21 protein-coding genes and 1 riboswitch are annotated in these 18,953 nt (G+C 55.7%); of the genes, 6 read left to right on the forward strand and 15 right to left on the reverse strand.

The features are described 5' to 3' along the window. The first annotated feature begins 1 nt into the window (after position 1). Both fur and hisI read left to right on the forward strand, forming a co-directional pair. The gene (gene fur, locus AB7E06_RS10840; RefSeq protein ID WP_125277858.1) at positions 2-460 is read left to right on the forward strand and encodes a ferric iron uptake transcriptional regulator; all 459 of its coding nucleotides are present in this window, start codon (positions 2-4) and stop codon (positions 458-460) included. Beyond that, the gene (gene hisI, locus AB7E06_RS10845) at positions 450-965 is read left to right on the forward strand and encodes a phosphoribosyl-AMP cyclohydrolase (protein WP_125277857.1); all 516 of its coding nucleotides are present in this window, start codon (positions 450-452) and stop codon (positions 963-965) included. Before fur ends, hisI begins: the two co-directional genes overlap by 11 nt. A 102-nt stretch (positions 966-1,067) precedes the next feature. On the opposite strand, the gene thiD is transcribed toward hisI, so the two are convergent. The 4 genes from thiD to AB7E06_RS10865 all read right to left on the reverse strand — a co-directional run bounded on the left by thiD (position 1,068) and on the right by AB7E06_RS10865 (position 3,326). Beyond that, the gene (thiD, locus tag AB7E06_RS10850) at positions 1,068-1,874 is read right to left on the reverse strand and encodes a bifunctional hydroxymethylpyrimidine kinase/phosphomethylpyrimidine kinase (RefSeq protein ID WP_125277856.1); all 807 of its coding nucleotides are present in this window, start codon (positions 1,872-1,874) and stop codon (positions 1,068-1,070) included. Further along, positions 1,871-2,344, reverse strand: a complete 474-nt coding sequence (locus AB7E06_RS10855; protein ID WP_108727355.1) for an NUDIX hydrolase — start codon at positions 2,342-2,344, stop codon at positions 1,871-1,873. The genes thiD and AB7E06_RS10855 overlap by 4 nt, the downstream gene beginning before the upstream one ends. A gap of 44 nt (positions 2,345-2,388) precedes the next feature. Continuing rightward, positions 2,389-2,507: riboswitch (TPP riboswitch) on the reverse strand. 45 nt (positions 2,508-2,552) lie between these two features. Further along, positions 2,553-2,942: a tautomerase family protein gene (locus AB7E06_RS10860; RefSeq protein WP_094196468.1), complete on the reverse strand. Its 390-nt coding sequence runs from the start codon at positions 2,940-2,942 to the stop codon at positions 2,553-2,555. A gap of 6 nt (positions 2,943-2,948) precedes the next feature. Beyond that, on the reverse strand, positions 2,949-3,326 hold the full coding sequence (locus AB7E06_RS10865; protein WP_125277855.1) for a hypothetical protein: 378 nt from the start codon (positions 3,324-3,326) through the stop codon (positions 2,949-2,951). 590 nt (positions 3,327-3,916) lie between these two features. On the opposite strand from AB7E06_RS10865, the gene AB7E06_RS10870 reads away from it, so the two are divergent. Next, positions 3,917-4,462 (forward strand): cytochrome b, encoded by a 546-nt coding sequence (locus tag AB7E06_RS10870; protein ID WP_125277854.1) that lies wholly within the window; start codon positions 3,917-3,919, stop codon positions 4,460-4,462. 3 nt (positions 4,463-4,465) lie between these two features. Beyond that, positions 4,466-5,398, forward strand: coding sequence for an NAD(P)H-dependent flavin oxidoreductase (locus tag AB7E06_RS10875; RefSeq protein WP_125277853.1), 933 nt, complete (start codon positions 4,466-4,468; stop codon positions 5,396-5,398). Between the two features lie 4 nt (positions 5,399-5,402). Here AB7E06_RS10875 and AB7E06_RS10880 read toward each other — a convergent pair whose 3' ends face one another. Beyond that, complete coding sequence (locus AB7E06_RS10880) at positions 5,403-6,371, reverse strand: LysR family transcriptional regulator (protein WP_208393614.1); 969 nt, start codon at positions 6,369-6,371, stop codon at positions 5,403-5,405. Positions 6,372-6,459: 88 nt separating this feature from the next. After that, positions 6,460-7,254 carry an AraC family transcriptional regulator gene (locus AB7E06_RS10885; RefSeq protein ID WP_108727360.1) on the reverse strand — a complete coding sequence of 265 codons (795 nt, stop codon included), beginning with the start codon at positions 7,252-7,254 and terminating at the stop codon, positions 6,460-6,462. Positions 7,255-7,347: 93 nt separating this feature from the next. On the opposite strand from AB7E06_RS10885, the gene AB7E06_RS10890 reads away from it, so the two are divergent. Together AB7E06_RS10890 and AB7E06_RS10895 are read left to right on the forward strand one after the other, a co-directional pair. Then, positions 7,348-7,602 carry a hypothetical protein gene (locus AB7E06_RS10890; RefSeq protein WP_094196473.1) on the forward strand — a complete coding sequence of 85 codons (255 nt, stop codon included), beginning with the start codon at positions 7,348-7,350 and terminating at the stop codon, positions 7,600-7,602. 156 nt (positions 7,603-7,758) lie between these two features. After that, on the forward strand, positions 7,759-8,145 hold the full coding sequence (locus tag AB7E06_RS10895; RefSeq protein ID WP_108727361.1) for a hypothetical protein: 387 nt from the start codon (positions 7,759-7,761) through the stop codon (positions 8,143-8,145). An 88-nt stretch (positions 8,146-8,233) separates the two neighbouring features. Here the strand turns inward: AB7E06_RS10895 and AB7E06_RS10900 are convergent, their stop codons facing one another. The 9 genes from AB7E06_RS10900 to AB7E06_RS10940 all read right to left on the reverse strand — a co-directional run bounded on the left by AB7E06_RS10900 (position 8,234) and on the right by AB7E06_RS10940 (position 18,950). Further along, complete coding sequence (locus AB7E06_RS10900) at positions 8,234-9,856, reverse strand: copper resistance CopC/CopD family protein (RefSeq protein WP_125277851.1); 1,623 nt, start codon at positions 9,854-9,856, stop codon at positions 8,234-8,236. Positions 9,857-9,903: 47 nt separating this feature from the next. Further along, a complete protein-coding gene (locus tag AB7E06_RS10905; protein ID WP_108727363.1) occupies positions 9,904-10,440 on the reverse strand; it encodes a YcnI family protein in 537 nt (178 codons plus the stop codon). A 52-nt stretch (positions 10,441-10,492) separates the two neighbouring features. Continuing rightward, entirely contained in the window at positions 10,493-10,918 is a 426-nt protein-coding gene (locus AB7E06_RS10910) for a DUF2946 family protein (protein WP_108727364.1), read from the reverse strand. A 77-nt stretch (positions 10,919-10,995) separates the two neighbouring features. Beyond that, complete coding sequence (locus tag AB7E06_RS10915) at positions 10,996-11,403, reverse strand: NUDIX hydrolase (protein WP_125277850.1); 408 nt, start codon at positions 11,401-11,403, stop codon at positions 10,996-10,998. Positions 11,404-11,515: 112 nt separating this feature from the next. Continuing rightward, positions 11,516-12,136, reverse strand: coding sequence for a glutathione S-transferase family protein (locus AB7E06_RS10920; RefSeq protein ID WP_125277849.1), 621 nt, complete (start codon positions 12,134-12,136; stop codon positions 11,516-11,518). A gap of 21 nt (positions 12,137-12,157) precedes the next feature. Continuing rightward, entirely contained in the window at positions 12,158-12,760 is a 603-nt protein-coding gene (locus AB7E06_RS10925; RefSeq protein WP_094196482.1) for an ATP-dependent Clp protease proteolytic subunit, read from the reverse strand. A 458-nt stretch (positions 12,761-13,218) separates the two neighbouring features. Then, positions 13,219-14,706, reverse strand: a complete 1,488-nt coding sequence (locus AB7E06_RS10930) for a surface lipoprotein assembly modifier (RefSeq protein ID WP_125277848.1) — start codon at positions 14,704-14,706, stop codon at positions 13,219-13,221. A 115-nt stretch (positions 14,707-14,821) separates the two neighbouring features. Beyond that, entirely contained in the window at positions 14,822-15,700 is an 879-nt protein-coding gene (locus AB7E06_RS10935; RefSeq protein ID WP_094196484.1) for a Slam-dependent surface lipoprotein, read from the reverse strand. A gap of 64 nt (positions 15,701-15,764) precedes the next feature. Continuing rightward, entirely contained in the window at positions 15,765-18,950 is a 3,186-nt protein-coding gene (locus tag AB7E06_RS10940; RefSeq protein WP_108727368.1) for a TonB-dependent receptor domain-containing protein, read from the reverse strand. Positions 18,951-18,953: the final 3 nt, after the last annotated feature.

Here is an 18,953-nt window from a genome sequence, read left to right on the forward strand (position 1 = left end):
CATGACGGATTCAAAAGAGCTTAAAGAGCGTGGCTTGAAGGTGACCACAGCCCGTATCCAGATTCTTGAGATATTCCAGGCCCCCGGTATTCGTCATTTGACGGCAGACGATGTGTATCGCCAATTGATACGACAAGGCAGCGAGATCGGCCTGGCGACAGTCTACCGTGTGTTGACCCAGTTGCAACAGGCAGGCTTGCTAAAGCAGGTTTATTTTGAATCTGGCCGGGCGCTGTATGAGCTGGATGACGGCGAACACCATGATCACCTGATCTGCACGGACTGCGGACGTGTGCAGGAGTTTCATGACCAAGCTATTGAGCAGCGACAAAAAGCGATTGCTCAAGAACGGGGCTTTCAGGTTCTGGAACATAGCCATGTGCTGTATGGCCGTTGCCTGACACCGGATTGCGAATATCGCCCGGAACCCATGATGACAAGGAAGAAACGTGAAGACTAAAGGACAAGAAACTAGGTCTGCTGAAAATACGGCAGTACAAATAAGACGCCGAATTTCGGTAGAGCAAGTGGAAGAGGGCCACGAACTGGCTCCCAAGTTTGATGAGCATGGCTTGATTGCTTGCATCACGACAGACGCTAGCAATGGCGAGGTTTTGATGCTGGGTTACATGAATCGGGAAGCCCTGGAAAAAACCATACAGACAGGGCAAGCCCATTACTGGAGCCGCTCGCGTCAAATGCTCTGGCATAAAGGTGCCAGCAGCGGACTGGTGCAGACGGTAGAGGAAATGCGTATCGACGACGACCAGGACGCGGTGTGGCTACGTGTGCGGGTAGCCGGTTCCGGAGCCAGTTGCCACGTGGGCTATTACTCCTGTTTCTACCGGCAGGTGCCGGTGGGTGCCGAGCATAGCAAAGGTCAGGATCTGGTCTTTGTGGAGTCCGCCAAGACCTTTGATCCCAAAGAAGTGTATGGGGATGTGCCCAATCCCACTGTGCTGTAGTGTTTGTTTCATTCAATGGAGCCGCTTGACTGTTCGCACTCGTAAAACCGCAGGGCAGTCAGACTGAATATCGCATAGCGATCAGTTGTAATGGGGGAGAGCTTACTTGAGAGGCCATAAAGCATGGAAGTGATGCACCGGACCTTGCCCCAGGCCGATCTGCAATTGGTCGGCAGCGGCCAAAGCGCCATTCAGGTATTCCTTGGCCAAACCCACCGCAGTTGGCACGCTGCGCCCCGGTAGCAGGGCCGCAATGGCAGAAGATAGTGAGCAGCCCGTGCCATGTGTGTTGCGTGTCGGGATGCGGGGCGACTGAAAAGCATGGCTCTGCCCTTGACCTTGCAACAGATCCACACTGTCCGGGCCGTCCAGGTGGCCGCCCTTGAGCAGCACCCATTCAGGGCCCAGCAAGCACAACTCCTTTAAAGTGCTGTGCATTTCTTGCAGCGAGGCGGGTTCCGGTTTTTGCAGCAAATCGCCTGCTTCGGGCAAGTTGGGGGTGAGCAGGGTACACATGGGCAGCAGCTTGTCGCGCACCACGGAGACGGCTTCGGGGCTGAGCAAACGGTTCCCGCTTTTGGCAACCATGACCGGGTCCAGCACAATCGGGCAGTCCAGGCCGTGATGGTGCAGGCGGTCTGCAATCGCTTCCGCAATCCCTACGTTGGCGATCATGCCGATCTTGATGGCATCCACGCGCACATCCTCAAACACCGCGTCCAACTGGTCCGCCACAAAGTCCGGCTCCAGCGCCACAAAACGCCGCACGCCCTGGGTGTTTTGCGCGACCACGGCTGTAATTACGCTCATGCCGTAGGCGCCCAAGGCGTACATGGCTTTCAGATCAGCCTGAATACCAGCGCCGCTGGTCGGGTCTGTGCCCGCAATACTCAATACATTCGGAATCATGCTTGGCCTGCTTGATCTTGAGTGGCAGCCAATGCCAATGCCTGACGGGCAACTCGGACGACGTCAAAACTGTGTGCCACATCCAGACTGTTCAGTTCCGCATTGCTGAACCAGCGTGCGTCCAGGGCATCATCGCCTGCCTGTGGCTCACCTTGCTGCCAGCGAAACAGCACAGCAATCAGAATGAAGTGTGAATAGGCCAAGGGTGTGGTGCTGGGCTCGCGGTCAAACACATCCAGCGCATCAAAGACCTGCAAGGCCTGGCCTTGTATGCCGGTTTCTTCGGCCAACTCCCGATGGGCCGCCGCCATGATGGTTTCGCCCGCGCGGATTTTGCCGCCCGGAAAGGCCCAGCGTCCGGCATCGGGCCGATTGGCGCGGCGTATCAGCAAAATCTGGTCTTGACGGATGACGGCAGCCAGGGTGGCGGCAACCGGGCCGACGGGGGCGGGAGAGTGGTCAGACGACAAGATAGCAACTCCTAGTCAAGGATAGCCATCCGGCAGCAAGCGGCGAGCAGGTACATACCCGTCCCTTCGCCGGCATGACCCGGATCAGGTTCAACGGGTCACTGCGGTGCAATCTGCTCGGGCAGTTTCTCAGCCTGCTCGCCAGGCTCCCCTCGGTGAAAAGACCGTTCTTGTTAAAACGGTCTGGGCGAGTATACCTGTCTTTCGCCTACAACTCCCCCGTCAAAAACTGCGCTCGCCCACGCCCGAAGGACCAGTCTGCATCGCTGTTCTCGACCAGGGCGATGATCAGATCATCGGGTGATACGCCACAGTTTTGTTCCAGTCGCTCTGCCAGCAAACGGTAGAACTGGACTTTCTGACTCTCGCTGCGGGGGCGGGACACGATATGCAGCAGCACTACTTTGTCGCTGCGAGGGTAACCCAGGCCGGTGTCGTCCAGCACCAGCTCGCCGGGACGGTGCTGGGTGACGCATTGGTAGCGGTCGCTGGCAGGAACATCAAAGGCGTGCACCATGGCTTGGTGCGTGGTGTCCAGTAGCTGGCGTAGTTCGTCGTCGCTGCGGCCTTGGATCAGGTCAAATTTCAGTAGTGGCATGGTGGGTCATTCTTGATAGGAAGTGCGGTCTGCAAGGCCGTCGGGAGTGATAGCCATATCGTCGTACATCAGGCGTTCGGCTTCGATGAGCAAGGTTGATAGTTGCTGGTAAGCGGCGGCCCATTCATCGATAAGCTCGTTGCTGGCCATTCTCTCGCTCAGCTCTTCGCGTAGGGCTTGCAGCAGGAAAGTGTCCGCATGTGGGGCACGCTCGGACTGGATTTGGAGAGCAACGCGATTGTTGGTGATCTGGCTGGCCAAGGGACTCAGCGGTGGGGAGTCGCGCAGTATCAATTCATAAAAATAGGTGGTCAAGGCTTCACCGTCGCTTGCCAGCAGCGGCACAGCCGCCTTGATGATGTCGCGTTGAGCGTCTGTCAACATACAAATCAAAAGCCAGGCAAGACGTGGCTATTTGTACAGTCAACGAGATAGGCAGCAGGGTGAGTCACGGTATCAGTCTCCTAGTTTGAGGTTGAGATAGCGGCGCTATCCATAGGGAAGATAGAAGACTGAGTGGATCAAGTAAAATGATGAATAGTGAATTTATGGATCATTAATAATGATTAAAAGGCGATCCCTATAAGCGTGGTCTGGACGAGCTTTAGGCGTACTTGCAGACGGCCTGCAGGTAGGAGCCAGTGCCAGAGGGCTGAGATGATGAGGGTTGCCCGTCTGCCGCGTGAGGGCATGAGGAAAACTATCTGTTCATCGATCACTAAAAAAGATTTTATTTATCAATATTCATCATTTTACTTGATTGATGGCTGCGCCTATCGTCAAGGCTCTTAAACGCCGGTCCTTGGCAGAGCCAAGGCTCTGAGGACACCGTGACCCAGGCCCAGACCAGCAGGAGGCAAGGTGATGACCGAAGCTGGCCGCTTGTGCGTGTTGGGTAGGCGGCCCACGACGTATCACGTTGGGTATTGCACGGTAAAGGACTTGTCCTCGATGACCTTTTCAAGGAGCTAATCATGCAACTGCGAGACAACGGACTCAGGTTCTCGCCCATCACGATTGTGTTGCACTGGCTTATTGCGGCCTTGCTGTTTTCCATTCTGGGTTTGGGGGTGGCCATCGCCCAAAGCCCCGGTGAGGCGCGGCTGGTGCTGTTGCAAAATCTGCTGGGGACGCTGCTGTTCCTGATCTCCATCTACCGTTTCTGGGCGCGGGTGACGTCTTTTCATCCCTTGCCGGTGGGCTCGCCCAATCCGGTAGAGGTGATAGTGGCCCGTTCAGTGGCGATAGCCCTGGCCTTGGCGATGGTGCTGCTGCCCGTTGCTGTCTGGCTGTCCCGAGCGGCAGCGGGGGTGGCGGTGGAACTGCCCGGTGGTCTGGCCTTGCCGACCTTGATCAGCCCGAATGAGCAGCTCAAAGCCGTGGTCGATGTGTTGTTCAATATTGGCGCCACTGCCTTTTTAGTGGGGTTGGCCTTGCACCTTTTCGGGGCATTCAAAAACCATGTTGTGCTCAAAAATCTGGCCCTGCGGCGCATGCTGGGCAAACAGGTGGAGTTGTAAATCATGAGCGAAGCAAACCGAGTCTTTGCGGGCAATGTCATCACGCAGATGTGTGGTGTGCCATACCCGATCTTTTTGGCGGGCATGGCTGCGATTTCAGGGCCACCATTGGTGGCGGCGGTAGCGAATGCGGGCGGGGTGGGCGTGCTGGGCAGCTTGCGTCTGGCTCCCTTGATGCTGCGTAACTGGCTGCGGGAAACCAAAGCGCTGACGGACCGGCCTTTTGGGGTGAATATCGTGCCGCAGTTTGGTGGCCCGGAAGTGTTCGAGGCCCAGTTCCAGGTGATCTTGCAGGAGCGGCCCCGCATCTTGTCGCTGTTCTATGCCGAGGACTATTGCGCCGACCTGATTCCCCGCGCCAAAGACGCCGGCATGATCGTGATGGTGCAAACCGGCACGGTGGCACTGGCTCGCCAAGCGATGGCGCAGGGGGCCGACATTATCGTCGCCCAAGGCAGTGAGGGCGGTGGTCACCTGAATCGCGGCACGATTGGCCTGATGTCTTTACTACCTGCAATTCTGGACGGTGCGCAGGGCCGTCCCGTACTGGCAGCAGGCGGAATTGTTACCCGCCAGGATGTCAGGGCGGCCATGACTCTGGGGGCTTCTGGTGTACTGGTGGGCACGGCCTTTCTGGCCAGCGAGGAGTCCAATGCACACCCGCTCTACAAGCAAAAGATTCTGCAAGCCAGTACGGACGATACGCAATATCGCACCGGCTATTCCTTTGGCTGGCCCTATGGCACCCCGCATCGTGTGATTCCCAACCGCGACAAGTGGAATGTGCTGCGTTGGGTCGGGGGCGGGGCGCGGGCGATTGACAAGGACAGAATGGCCAGGAAACTGTCTTTGTATGCTGGTCAGGGCGTGGGCAAGATTCACAGCATTGTGCCAGCGGCAGAGCGGGTTGCGGAGCTGGTTTTGGGGCTGCCTTGATGGCTTACTGTGGCAAGGTCTGTGCGACGCTGTTGAACAGATCCACAGGTTGCTCAGTGAGATCAGACAGTTCGGCATGGCCTTGATCTGGCTTGGGCAATTGGGCGAACTGCGCTTGAGCCAGGGCCACAAAGCTGCGCAGGGCCGAGCCAGGATTGGTATCGGCACGACGGATAAACACGGTTTTCACCCGCGCAAGCTCAGGCGGCAGCTCGTGGCATTGCACGGGCAAGCGCAAGCTGCTGTTCTGGGCGATGGCTTTGGGCAGCAAGGTAATGCCCATGCCCGAGGCCACGCAGGACAGAATACCGTCCAGCGTCCCCATTTCCATGATCTGGTTGGGCACCAGCCCGGCCTGGTAAAACCAGTGTTCCAGCGTAGAGCGGTAAAAGCAGCCGGTTCTAAAGACCAGAACCGTTTGTTGGGGGATTGTTTCGATCAGGGCAGACAAGGATTCCACCGTCTTGCTGCTGACCAGCACCAGCTCTTCCTCAAACACCTCTTCTTGAATCAGGGCCGGGTTTTGATGAAAACCACCGACAAAAGCACCATCTAGCTGGTGGGTCTCGATGGCTTTAATCAGCTCTGCCGTGGTGCCGGTTTGTAAGGACAACTGAACCTGGGGGTAGCGCTCGCGGTATTGGATCAGAACCTGGGGCAGGCGGATGGCAGCCGTGGTTTCCATGGAACCCAGGCGCAGCAGACCGCTGGGCGTGCCCGTGTCTTGCAGGGCCGCACGGCTTTCGTCGGTCAGTTGCAAGATACGGCGGGCGTAGTCCAGAAAAGTATGGCCAGCCGCAGTTAGCACCACGCCGCTTTTCTGGCGTATGAACAATTGCTGTTCCAGCTCTGCCTCCAGCTCTTTGACGCGCATGGTGACATTGGATTGCACGGTGTGTACCTTCTGGGCAGCGGCCGTAAAGCTGCCATGCTCGGCAACCGCACAAAAAATCCGTAATTGGCGCATTTCCATACCGGCTGTCCTATGTCTAAAAGTGATGTTTTGGTTTTCGTTCAATCACTTTATGACATTTCCGATGCGTCGTACAGCGCAGAAGGGGCTAGGTTGAAAGTTGGTGACGGTAATTGGCCGGGGTATGCCCAAAGCTGCGCCGAAACAGGCTGATAAAGGCGCTGGGGCTGGAATAACCCAGATCATAGGCAATGGTGGCTACTGGAACACCGGCCGCCAGCATTTCCAGGGAGCGCATCAGGCGGGCACGTTGCCGCCAGGCGGTGAAGTTAAAGCCGGTTTCTGTCACGAAACGGCGGCTTAAGGTACGCAGACTGACCGCTGCCCAGCTCGCCCAGTGCTCCATGCCCTGGTTGTTGCTGGGGTCGGCAATCAGGGCGCGAGCAATGCGTTGCAAGCGCGGGTCCCGGGGGAGCGGCAGCCCAAAAGGCTCGACGGGCAGGGTACGGATTTCATCCAGGATAACGGAGGCAATATGCGCTTGTTCTTGGGGCAAGGGGGCAGCGGGAATTAACTCCCAGGAGCAGGCGCGCAGCACGGCTTCACGCAACAGGCCCGAGGTACGCAAGGTGCAGGCGTGGGCGGGCAGGTCGGCGCAGGCCGCTTCGTCTATATAAACGCTCCAGCCATGATAAGGGCCGTGCGATTGGCCCGAGTGCAGGACATGCGGCGGCAACCAGACGGCATGGATAGCGGGCACCACCCAAACGGCGTCTTCCACCCCGACGGAAAGCAAGCCGCGCAGAGAACCGAACAACTGCCCGCGAGCGTGCTGATGGGGGCGCGAGGATAGCTCCGAGTCGTGATTACCGGTGACGGCGAACAGCACAGGATGCTCGGGGAAGTTCAGAAAATCATGCAGACCTATTTTTCGTTCAGGCATGGCGTAATTTTGTTATTCATTGACCGATACAGTGTACATCTGCCAAAACCTTTGTGCTTACACTGAAAGCCTTGATGAACAAAGGAGCGATACATGCAAGCACATGACATTCTTCCCGATCACGCCAGCGAAGTTCAGATTGCTGGCACCACTATTCGCAAAGGCACGGTTGGCGCCTTTCTGGCCAATGCAGCGACGTTGCGCCAGCCTGGTGTCAGTGATGCGCAACGTCAGCGTGCCTTGAACGATATTGTGGCGGCCTTGCCAGCCTTGAAAGCCTTGGGCTTGTTTGATGCCTTGGAGATTCGGGACCCTCAATTGCGTGATTTTGTGGAGTCCAGGCTGTGATGAGAGGTGAAGGCGCAACGGTTCGTCCGTATTGGCTGTGCGATACCGCCTGCTTGTATTTATCCGGCGGCTTGGTGCGTGCCTTTGGAGGCATCCCCTATTTAGGCGTGCGCCGCTTTGATAGTGGCTGTCTTTATTGATGGCAAGGAGCCGCTTATGCAAGTCGATGACACGCAGTTTCCATTGGTGTTTTTAAGAGAACACAGCCCGCAGCAAACACCGCAACAGGCGCAGGATCAATTAGAGGCCTTGTTGAATCGGGGCCAACGCTTTGTCTTGCTGACTGACAGAATGGGCGGTGAAGATCCTGCTCATGAAGAAAGCCATGAAGATCGCAAGCAACGTGCCCTGTTTTTCAAGCAGAACAAGCCGCGTTTGAAGGCGTTGTGCGCTGGCATGGTGGTGATCAGCAAGGGGCGGACCATCCCTGCCGCCGCACGCTTGGCGCAGCAAACCTTGGGCCGGGTGTTGGGCCTGCAATTCAGTTTTGTTGTGGATGAGGGCGAGGCACGGCTTGAAGCCAGCCGTTTGCTGGCCCGTTAAATTGCGGGCGGCATGGCTGCCAGAAAGAGGAAGTCAGATCAAAAGAGGGACCACAGGCCGTGTGATGCGGCCTGTTTTTGTGTGCGATTTAGTTGGCTTGCAAATCCAGCGTGCTATCCAGGTGTATGCGTTCAAAGTCTGAAATCAGCACCTGAATACGAATATCCCAGCTGGCCAGATGCGGCAGCTCGACATTACTCACCTCCCATTGATCCTGTCGCGTGAGTTTCGCCGGAAAGGTAATGGATTCCACTCCAGCCTGCGGGTTGCTGAAAATGACCTCCACCTCTTGAGCCTTCAAGGGACTGAAATCGGGCTCGTATAAAGAGACGGTTAGAATGGCCGGGCGCTGGGCGGTGGCCGGAATGTACAACAGGTCCGCCCTTACTGCTTCAGTATGGATATGACTGGAAATGGTGGGGGAGACGAGCTGGGCCAAGGCGCGCGGAGGTGGGGTAAAGCGCCACAAGGCGGCCACGGCCAAGATCAGCACCACCAGCACATACTCCAGACGAACCACACGCCGCAGAGCTTGCCGAGCATTGCTACGCTGCTGCAAGACGGCTTGGGTCAGGCGATAGCGGTTGTAGGCTCCCAGAGCCAGCAAGAGCAGAACCAGAATCAGCTTGGCACTGAGCACTTGCCCATATCGGCTTTCCCATAGCGAGGCGAGCTGATCGAATTGCACGTAGATCAGTGCGGCTCCGCTCAGGATCAGGACCAGCAGGATGGCGGGAATCCAGCGCGAGAACAGGGTCAGCAAGCGGGATTCCTGAGCCTGTTCAAGCGCGTAGGCCAAAGGCAGGAAAGAACCCATCCACAATGTCAGCGCCACAACATGCAGCCAGACACTGAGCCGGGACAAGCAGGCGGGATCTGCCGTGCTGGCATGACCGCTGGAAGCCAGAGAAGCCCCCAAAAGAGTCAGCGCTAAGGCGGCCAGCCATTTCTGGCTAGTGGGACTCCTTGCCTGCCAGGAAAGGGCGGCACAGGCCAGGGCGACCCAGCCCAGCAGCACGGCCACGCCCATCGAGGTCGATACAGCCGTTTTCCAGGCCGTCGTGCCGAACAAGGCGGACAGCGGCAAGTCCAGCGCATCGACACCGACCAAACCCAGGTTTAGCAATAAGGCTATGGCACCTAAAGCCAGCATGCGCGGTGCGAGACGACTTTGCTGGGCTGAGGTCTGGTTTGATGTTGAGGTCAGCGCCCGATAGACCACCCAGCCTATCCCTGTAAACAGACCTAGATAGCCCAAGAGTCGAGCCAGCCAGATCAGGCCGTTTCTGACGGGATTGCTGCGGGTGCTGTCCATCAGGTTTGCGCTGGGCGTTCCAATGGCAAATGTCAGTGTTCCGCCGACGGGATGGCCGTCGGCAGAGATGACTCGCCAGCTCAGTCCATAAGTACCCTCGGTCTCCATGGGCGGCAAGGCCAGTTCCAGCCGCTGGTCTTGCATCAAAACGTCCCCCAGTTCTTCGGAGGAACCGTCGGGACGAATCAAGGTCATCAGCAAGGGGGAGACGGACTCATTGAAACTTAGGCTGGCGGTTCTGGGCGACTGGGCCAGTATTGTGCCGCTATCGGGCTTGCTGGCCACCAAGGACGCATGAGCATGCAGAGCTGGCACCCAGGCCAGCAAAAGCAAGGCGATCAGCAGCACAAGCAATGGGTGGCAGCATGCCTGCCTATGCAGGGACTGGGTTTGCATAAGATCTCCTTTAGGCGGATGTCCAAGGGCAGCCGCCGCCTGGGTGTCTACGGTTTGGGCAACAGTTGCAGCGCGGGAGCAGGGGCGTCGGAATGGTCAGCCGCTTTCTGGGTGTCCGGTGCCGCTTGATCAATCCAGCGCTCCACGCCTTGCTCGCATTCCTGCACAACCGGGAAGTAGAGCGTGCTATTGGGTTTGAGCTCATCGCCTAAGTAGCTGATGAACACGAACTCGTCATAGTGCTCGTCCTGCAAAGGGCCGCCAGCCCAGACCACTTCCTGAACACCGGAGCTGACTTTGGCACCCCAACGCGTATAGGCCTGCTTGTAGTCACCTTTTACGGTTTCCAGCGTCCAGCCTGCTTTGGGTTGTGGTTTGACGCCGACCACGCCTTCAGGAATACGGACACGGATTTTGGTGGTGGCAGAGCCTTTGCAGCCATGCGGCACGGACAGAACAGCCTTGTAGCTGCTGCCCACCGGGGCTTGCTTGGTTTGCAGGGAAACGTGTGCAACAGCGCAAGAGGCGAACAGCACAGCAGCCATGCCCAGAATGGCACGGGAAGACATAGAAGAAATCGACATTGAAAACCTCGGCTAGATAAGAAAAAAGAGACCGTCAAAGGACGGGGACCTATCAAGCGAGGAGTAAGGGCGGGGCGCGTGAACCTAAAGGCGGGCCTTGTGCAGGTAGCGGGGGCCGGGTTTGATTGCTCTCGGCCAACAAAACCGGCCGATATGTAATCAGGCTGATCAGGACAGGCGCATCCAAGGTCGGCAACAAGGCGGGGGACGCCGCGATACCAAAGGGACAATCCTGCTGGTTTTGATGTGTATCGGAATCCGCTTGACCATCCTGGCCGATCAGATCAATCCAGAGCGTATTGGCTGAATTGCCCGCAGTACAGAAGGTAATGGCAAAGCCATTATCTTGTGCAGAGTGGCTAGGCATATAGCCTGCTGGGACGATGGCGCGACAGACGTAGGCTAGCAGAGCCAGGCAAAACAGAAATTGCCAGACTCGGATTTCGCGAAAAACGAAATGGGGACCCAGGGCGCGCATGCGGAAAAGTATATTACAAAAGAGGTGGCCGACAGATGAGGTGTTTGTCAGTTATCTGGCGCCAAACTTTAAGTGTTTCACTCTTTACGCTGTTTAATAGCGGCGACGGCTAGTTGGGTCGCCACCGTCAAAGGCCCTGGCAGTTGGTCCAATGCAAACCAGTCCATGCCGCTGTGCTTTTCTGGCTCCTGCACCACCGCTTGGCCGGTGAAAGATGTCACCCAATAGACAGGCGCAACCCAGTGCTCTCCTTTGTTGGCATCAATTTGGTTCACATTGACCAGCAGCTCCAGGCTATCCAAACGCAACCCCACTTCTTCCATAATTTCGCGTTTGACGGCTTGCTCCAGGGTTTCCAGCCAATCCACTTTGCCGCCAGGGATGCCCCAGTGCTCGGCTTCCGGCTCACGTACGCGCTTGAGCAGCAGGATTTTTTCGTTTTGCATAATGACTGCACCGCAGCCCACTCGTATGGTTTCGTCCATGTCTACGTCTCTAGTTTGTTAAAAGGGCGTCAAGTGGCCCCGAGCGTCAATCACACGTAAAAAAAGCCGCGAACACAGGGGGCGGCTTGGCTTAGCTAAGACAAAGCAGCGCTTAGGGAAAACCGGCACATTGTTCTAGAAACGCAGGCCGTGAGGCCAAGCGGTGGTAGTAGTCTTCGGCCGCCTGCAGTTTCGGGCGATCAAACGGCGTATTCAGCCAGCGGTGAATGGACAGGCCCAGAATAATATCGGCCAGGCTGAACGCCGGTCCGGCTGCATAGGCTTGGGTTTGAGCCAACTGTTTATCCAGAATGGACATCATCTGTGCCCAGGCCGATAACGATGCCTGGACCTGCCCCGCATCCTGGTGTTGAGGTGACTGCCGTACCAGGCTCATAAACGCATAGGACCAGGATGGGTTCAGCTCACACGCCTGCCAGTCTATCCATTGATCTACCTTGGCCCGTTGCCAGGCATCTTGTGGATACAAGTCGGTGGGCGCTTGGCGATTGGCCAGATAACGCACAATGGTATGGGACTCCCACAGCACGCGATCCCCATCCAGCAGGACGGGGATCTTTGCGTTAGGGTTCAGCGCAAGGAATTCGTCCGTGTTGACGTCCTTGAAACCGAGGCCCCAATCCTGCCGCTCAAACTCCAGACTTAGCTCCGCGCAGGTCCACATGACTTTACGCACATTGATGGAGGATTCTCTGCCAAGAATGGTCAGCATGAGGGGGCTCTGAGGCGCAGATTATTTGTTGGCAGGCAGCAGTTCGTCACGGCGTTCAATGATGCGTGAGATCAGGCCATATTCTATGGCTTCCTCGGCACTCATCCATTTGTCGCGCTCGATATCGTCGCGCACACGCTCGATAGGTTGGCCGGTTTCACGGGCAATCACTTGAGCGATACGTTCGCGCGCTTTCATGATTTCCTGGGCTTGAATGGCCATATCGCTGGCCTGACCACCGGCGCCACCGCTGGGTTGGTGAATCAGAAAACGGGTTTGAGGCAGGCACACGCGGCGCTCGCGGGCCGCGCCCAGGAACAGGTGGGTGGCAGCACTGCCAACCCAACCGGTACCGACCATGGTGACGGGCGAGGAAATAAAACGCACCACATCGTGGATGGCGTCGCCCGATTCCAGGTGACCACCGGGCGAGGACACGATCATGGTGATGGGGGCGGTGGATTCGGCATCCAGCGCCAGCAGCTTGCGCACGGTTTCCGAGGCGAGCTTATCCGTGATGGTGCCAAAGACCAGCACAGTACGGGCGCGGAAGGCTTTTTCTTCCAGAAAGGCGCTATCTTGAGGGCTGGTATCAGAGCGAGTTTCTTTTTCTTGGCCAAGCATGGGTGAAGACTCCAAGGGATACGTGTTCTGTCTGCTAAGGAAAATCGATTGTTCGACTATATCCCGACTGATGATCAACCGGGCTTTCACTTGGCAATTTTTGTGGTTTTTTTTGTCCGGGCTGGGGGCGCCCAAGCGCGTTCCGAGCAGGCAGACAAATCAACAGCAGGGTGGTTTGCCCTGCATGTTCGTCATAGTCTCATGCTTGTTTGGTATTTGATCGGGAGAACAAGACCCTATCGTCCTGCTTCTTGGATCAGCATCCGAGAAAGGCGCTGATCTACAAGCTGTGGCTGGGCCTGGAGACCTGCCACAGAACCCCGATAGCTCATTGGAAACGCTTCTCTCAACAGTGACACGACGCCCCCTGTCACTAAAAAAGATACCTGTCGCTTCAGGCGCTTGATGCTAAAACGGGACTGCACCAGATCAGTTGCCAAGGTCGAAGAAGTCCCTGCTTAAAAACGCTTTTCCAGCTTCAGCGCGACTTCGGTTTGCTTGTATTTGAAGGCCCAGTCGATATTGCTGTTGTTGAAGGTGTGCTTCAGATACAGATTGGGCGTAATGCCTTGGAACGCAAAGCGTGGCATGCCCACGTTCAGGATATAAATCTGTTGCCGGTCCTTGCGCAGCCCACCCAGGAACAAGTCTTGGGCATCGTGACGAGTCTGCCGGTACAGTGCCGTGGCGTTGATGTTCAAGCCTGCATCAAAGGCCCTGTAAATTCCCAGGTTTGCCATATAGCTGCGGCTTTGTGCGGTTTGCTGAGACTGCAGATTACGGGTGTAATTCAGGCCCCCGTAGACCACGGTTTTTGCATCGATCAGATACGAGCCGTACAAGCCTATCTGGTTTTCTTTGACGCCTTCAAAGTACTGCCGTAAATCGCCTTTGTAGGACAGGCTCTTGTGCTGGGCATTCATGCCCACTTGCAGCCTGTCGCTAAGATTGTGCTTCCAGTCCACGCGCCCGCCCCAGGACTGATAGCTGGTGCGACGGTTGGTGTAATTGTTCTCGAACAAGGGCGTAATCGACAGATCGTTTTTAGCGTCCTGATAGTTGTAGCCCGCGTAAATAATGCTGGTGTTGTCGCTGTAATAAATGTTCTTGGGCTTGGCTTCCTTGTGCTTGTCGTACAGATTGCCGTAGCTCAGGCCGCGCAGAAGCAGATTGTGGTTGCCGCTTAGCTGGAAACGCCGGTTCAAGGTCAGGTCGTAGACCATGGCCGTGGATTTGACCGGGTCCGGCATCTTGCGCACTGACGGAAAGCACCCAAAGAAATAGCAGGTAAAGAAGGTGTCTTCCTGGCCGTTTTCTTTGTTGATATTGCTGTTGTAGCCCAGTCCAATCGAGGCTGAACCGTGCCAGGCATTGCGGTCTTGCAGGGCACCCTGAAAGCCTTCGATCACGGGTCGCACTTCATCCGGAATACCGGCAGAGGAAATCTGGCTGAACAGTTCCTTGGCTTCGCTGGATTGATAGTCCTCGAACAGCAGGCGTGCCAGCTCCAGCTTGGCGCGCATCATAGTGGGATCGCTTTCCTGAGCCTGGCGCAGCTTGCTGATCGCCAGGCTGTGATTGTCCTTGCTACGGGCCACCATCCCTTGAGCCATCAGCACCAGGGCAGGGTTGTGGCCGGGCAGCTCCTGATACTTTTCTACAAACTGATCCACCTTGGCCCACTGTTGCAGATTGATGGCGACATAAATGGCCGGTTCCAGATCGGTCAGCGTGGCATCGACGCTATAGGTTGTGCCGTTGATGGTGATCAGGGCCGAGGGGTCCCCATCGGGCGGGGTTTCTTCCACTAAATGGGAGCGTTCGCGTTCGTTCAGATTGCGGTCGATTTGATTCAAAAGTCGGCGCGTATCGTCGTCGTTGGCTTGCACCGCGCTGGATGCCATGGCCAGCAGCAGGCACAAAAGGGGAAGGGCTCGCCCATGCATGAATGAAAACCTTGCAAGAAAAAGGGGAGATGGACGCAGGGTCCGGAGAGAAAGGGGATCGAGCTTGTCGATCCCCCTTTTCTTATGGCAACACTAGGGTGTTGTCAGAGGCGGATTACTGTTTTGCACCGCCGAAGGCCATGTCATTGGCACCGTTGGCTGGGTTGTAGTAAATACCTGCCAAGGCGTCAGCGGCTGCGCCGTAGAATTGGCCCTCAATTTTGGCTGTACTACCGCTAAAGTTTTTAGCGAAAGAGCCATCGGAAGCAATGGTTGTGCCATTAAACAAAACAGTACCAACCAGACCAGCCAGGGTACCTGTACCACCACCGTAGTTGGCGGTCAGGGTGCCTTTGGAGATACCTGCTTGAGTGCCAGGGTTGTACTGGTTGACGCCTACAACATCGTACTTGGCATTGACCAGGTTAGGCATGGCTGTAGTTGGGTTTTCGCCAGTGTAGAACACCGTGCGGTCAGCATGGCTCAGGTTCAGATCCGTGCTGCTTGCTGGAGGTGTGCCGGCTATGCGGGGAGCCCACTCACCAAAATACACTTCCTGGCCGGAAACCTTGGCAACTACTTCGCCACCGAAGTGGGGGTAGCCCGGCAGAGGATTGTTCAGTTGGCGATAGGCGTAAATTTGAGTGCCTGTTCCTACACCGCTGGTGATGGTATGGCGCCATGTTTCAGCAATGTTTGTTCCCAAGGGCATTTGAATATATCCGTTGCCATCAGCACCACCCAGCACTTGATTGGTTTGCCAAAGAGGACCGCTTTTGAAGCTCACCACACCCGATTGTTTGGTGGCGTCATATGGGTCAGTACCTGGCATGGAGATACCAGCTTCGCCTTGAGCCATCATTGTGGACTCTTTATTAGCCACTACAAATGCTTTCGAGGAACCACCAGCGACGGGGGCAGCGAAGCTGCTGGCGGAGGCCAGCAGGAAAGCCGAAACAATAGCCAGTTTTTGTACATTCAGACTTGCTTTCATTACGAACTCCATTAAGTGAAGAAAAAGGGCGTTTTTACGAAAACGACCAAAAAAACCGATTAACTTAAAAACGTGCTGTCATACCGACACGCACTGTCCGTCCAGGGGCCGGCATAGAGGTGCGGGCCATAGGGTCCAGGTAGTACTGATTAGTTAGATTGCTGATTGCCACGTCCACATTCAGGTTTTTCTGTACCTGATAGCTGGCGTAGGCATCGAACACCAAAATGGGGTTCCAGTAGTTCGTTCTGTTAAATGCCCAGCCAAGGCCACCAAAATGGCCTTCATCTTTGTTTTTCGCAGCGCTGTGATACACCGCACGTGCTCCGAGCAGTAGTTTCTTTTCCAGCAGGCGTGCACCGACATCCAGATTCAGGGAGTACTGCGGTTGCAGACTGGTTCTGGCAAAGGTGCGAGGGAAGCCTCCATCAACGCAGGCAGGAATGTTGTCGCTTCCTGCGGCTCCAGGGATGGGCATAAACGTCTGGGCGTAGTCGGCGTCGCAGAGCTGTTGCTTCAAGCGGTATGTGCCGCCAAAGTTCGCAAAGTATTTACCGCTATCCACGCGAGCTTGCAGTTCAATACCGGACATTTTCTTCTCGGCAAACTGCACGGTATTGAAGTCCCAGTCCCGGTCTATATAGTCTTTGATCCGGTTGTTGAAGTAATTGATCTTGACGTCTGCATATTCCAGGCTTGGGAAGTAGCTGCTCAGATTGTGGACATAGCCGATTTCCCAGTTGTAGGCATGTTCAGGACGAGTAGCTGCCCCGGTCGAGCGCTTGCTGCCGCCAGCCAATGCCATGGAGGATTCAAACAGGCTTGGAAAGCGTACAAATTCGTTGTAACGGGCATAAAGACGAATATCGTCTGTAATGAAGGCTGTCAGCCCGATGTGAGGAACCCAAGCATGGTCTTTTTGTTTTTTAGGTTCTTCCCATTTGTTGGGTATTTCAGATTCGTCTTGGTAAACAGGTTTGCGATTGCTTATCGAGGCAATGTATTTGTCTACTGTGCCTTTTTGTCCCTGCGCATCGGTGACTTGCTCTGTTGAGTCAATTTCGCCATTGGTAAAGGGGTTATTGGCAGTAAAACCTTTGTGACTTTCGCCAGAGGGAACAAAAACCGTTTCTTCGGTATAGCGATAGCCGTTAATTTTTCCTTTATGAAATGAATCGCCTAGTATTTCTTCAAATGATTTTTTGCTTGTATGCCCGAAAACGGCCTCCAGCATGCTCGGATCTAAATCGGAAATGAACTGCCAGTCTTCTTCATATTGCTTGTACAGGGGGAGTTCTCTTTCAATGATTTGGCCTTCGTAATCAGCAACTTCTTGGTTGCTCATTAAGCGCTGAACCTGGTAGTTATAGCCTTTCAGAGCAGGCTGAATTGCCCAGTTTTTATGCTGCTGACTACGCATTTCGGCCAGCTTGTCGTCGTACGACCAGTAGTCGCTATAGCGTGCACCAGCATTCACCTGCAGCCAGTCCACAGGCCGCCAGTCGAAGTTAAAACCAAAATTCCATTGCTGACGTGTCCCCGAGCGAGGCCCCATGTGGTTCACGCCCCAGGTCAATTCATTCAGGTGCTCGAGCTTCTCCGACGCGTCATGCTGCTTGAGCTTTTCTCGTGTGAAATCAGCCGATAAGCTCAGATCCAGAGTTGGGTGCAAAGTCATGGCGTTGCTAAGGTTCAGCCCGCTACGCCTATGGTCGGTAATTTGCAAGGCTCTGGGGATGATGTTGAAACGTCCGTCTGTATTGGGCAGCTTTTCTGGGGCGGTAGGCGGTACCCAAGCGCATTCAGAGCCGTTTGTGCCCAGGACATGGCAATTTGTGTAGTTGTCCCAGTCACCATCGCGTCCGTAATTAAGACCTTGGCCTTGAATCCCATAAATGACGTCGCCATTCTGATGACGCTCACTATCGCTTTGGGTAATCCAGGCTCCGGCCTTCAAGTTGATGAAACGACTGCCTTCGGGATTCCAGGAGTAGTTCAGGTTCCAGGTGTCTTGTTTGACCTTGCTATACGGGTTTTCGGTTTGGAGGATATTTTTTTCGCCATAGCCATCCAGGGCGTGGATGGCCCAGACCACGTTCCATGGCACGTTTTCGCCAAAGGTATGGTTGCTGCGCATGTAGCTCATATCAATGGCTTGATCATGAGGTAGGCGCAACGTGCCTTTCAGCAGCGTGGTTTCCAGTTCGCTGGATGTGTTCAGAACTTCTTCACCAGGACGGTAGTACTTGGCGATGTAGCTCACTCTGGGGAAGGAGTACGACGGGTTGTAGTCGCTATTTGCGTCCTCTTGCCAAGTGTCGTTCTCGTACTTCTCGCTACCCTTTTTACCGCTGTAATAGTTGCCGCGACTGCGGTAGCTGTAGGCGGCCAACAGGTCAAAATGTTCTTGTTGCGTGGCGATGGCCAGACGATAGGAGTGATCTTCAAAGTTGAAGTTCTTGCCGCTATTCCCGACTTTCGGCATACGGTCTGCAGAAATGTACTCAGGTAGAACAACGCTGTTGAGGCCTCCTCTATCAAAGACCGCCCCCGGAATATCGCGATAGTCCTTTCCGAAAATCCCAAAAGCCCGCTCATTCGGTTTGGTTGAATTCGTCGCTGTCTCCGCCTTCAACTCAATCCCGAAGGTCTCGCCCGGTTTGACAATATCTTCCACCTGCAGCGTGCGGATCTGCACCGATCCGCCAATCCCGCTGGCGCCCGACGTCGCCGACACGCCTTTTTCCACCAGAATGCTGCTGATCATATTGGGATCAACATAGTTGCGGTTGGCGACCCCCGCCGGTCCCAGCCAGACCGATGTTGCCTGTTCCGTGCCGTCAATCGTCAGTGGAATGCGGCCTTCACCCTGGATACCGCGAATGTTCGGGTCCAGCGCGCCGCTATTGCGCGAGTCGCCCGCATACACACCGTTCAGGCCCTTGAACAAATCCCCCACGGAGCTGCCCTTGTACAGCTCGATTTCTTCCTTGCCGGCGTACACATTGGAGACGTCTTTCTCAAATACATCGGTTTTACCCGCCTCATCGCGGGTTTCACGCACGACGGTAATGGTGTCCAGGCGAGTGGCTCGGTCCGTGTCTTCCTGGCTCTCGTCCTGACGGGAAGAGGGTGGGGCGCTGCCCACGCTTTGAGCCTGTGTCTGCCCGGCCCAGGAGGCCAGAATCAAGGCATACACCAGCGGCTTGAGCGCGTGTTTTTTGTGTAGGGGGGAAAGGGTAGCGGACATAGA

The organism is Alcaligenes sp., from assembly GCF_050255915.1.
GTDB lineage: Bacteria > Pseudomonadota > Gammaproteobacteria > Burkholderiales > Burkholderiaceae_B > Alcaligenes > Alcaligenes aquatilis.

Coding starts and splice junctions, on each gene's coding strand:
- fur (WP_125277858.1), top strand. CDS start 2: ATGACGGATTCAAAAGAGCTTAAAGAGCGTGGCTTGAAGGTGACCACA.
- thiD (WP_125277856.1), bottom strand. CDS start 1,874: ATGATTCCGAATGTATTGAGTATTGCGGGCACAGACCCGACCAGCGGC.
- AB7E06_RS10860 (WP_094196468.1), bottom strand. CDS start 2,942: ATGCCACTACTGAAATTTGACCTGATCCAAGGCCGCAGCGACGACGAA.
- AB7E06_RS10865 (WP_125277855.1), bottom strand. CDS start 3,326: ATGTTGACAGACGCTCAACGCGACATCATCAAGGCGGCTGTGCCGCTG.
- AB7E06_RS10870 (WP_125277854.1), top strand. CDS start 3,917: ATGCAACTGCGAGACAACGGACTCAGGTTCTCGCCCATCACGATTGTG.
- AB7E06_RS10875 (WP_125277853.1), top strand. CDS start 4,466: ATGAGCGAAGCAAACCGAGTCTTTGCGGGCAATGTCATCACGCAGATG.
- AB7E06_RS10880 (WP_208393614.1), bottom strand. CDS start 6,371: ATGGAAATGCGCCAATTACGGATTTTTTGTGCGGTTGCCGAGCATGGC.
- AB7E06_RS10885 (WP_108727360.1), bottom strand. CDS start 7,254: ATGCCTGAACGAAAAATAGGTCTGCATGATTTTCTGAACTTCCCCGAG.
- AB7E06_RS10890 (WP_094196473.1), top strand. CDS start 7,348: ATGCAAGCACATGACATTCTTCCCGATCACGCCAGCGAAGTTCAGATT.
- AB7E06_RS10895 (WP_108727361.1), top strand. CDS start 7,759: ATGCAAGTCGATGACACGCAGTTTCCATTGGTGTTTTTAAGAGAACAC.
- AB7E06_RS10900 (WP_125277851.1), bottom strand. CDS start 9,856: ATGCAAACCCAGTCCCTGCATAGGCAGGCATGCTGCCACCCATTGCTT.
- AB7E06_RS10905 (WP_108727363.1), bottom strand. CDS start 10,440: ATGTCGATTTCTTCTATGTCTTCCCGTGCCATTCTGGGCATGGCTGCT.
- AB7E06_RS10910 (WP_108727364.1), bottom strand. CDS start 10,918: ATGCGCGCCCTGGGTCCCCATTTCGTTTTTCGCGAAATCCGAGTCTGG.
- AB7E06_RS10915 (WP_125277850.1), bottom strand. CDS start 11,403: ATGGACGAAACCATACGAGTGGGCTGCGGTGCAGTCATTATGCAAAAC.
- AB7E06_RS10920 (WP_125277849.1), bottom strand. CDS start 12,136: ATGCTGACCATTCTTGGCAGAGAATCCTCCATCAATGTGCGTAAAGTC.
- AB7E06_RS10925 (WP_094196482.1), bottom strand. CDS start 12,760: ATGCTTGGCCAAGAAAAAGAAACTCGCTCTGATACCAGCCCTCAAGAT.
- AB7E06_RS10930 (WP_125277848.1), bottom strand. CDS start 14,706: ATGCATGGGCGAGCCCTTCCCCTTTTGTGCCTGCTGCTGGCCATGGCA.
- AB7E06_RS10935 (WP_094196484.1), bottom strand. CDS start 15,700: ATGAAAGCAAGTCTGAATGTACAAAAACTGGCTATTGTTTCGGCTTTC.
- AB7E06_RS10940 (WP_108727368.1), bottom strand. CDS start 18,950: ATGTCCGCTACCCTTTCCCCCCTACACAAAAAACACGCGCTCAAGCCG.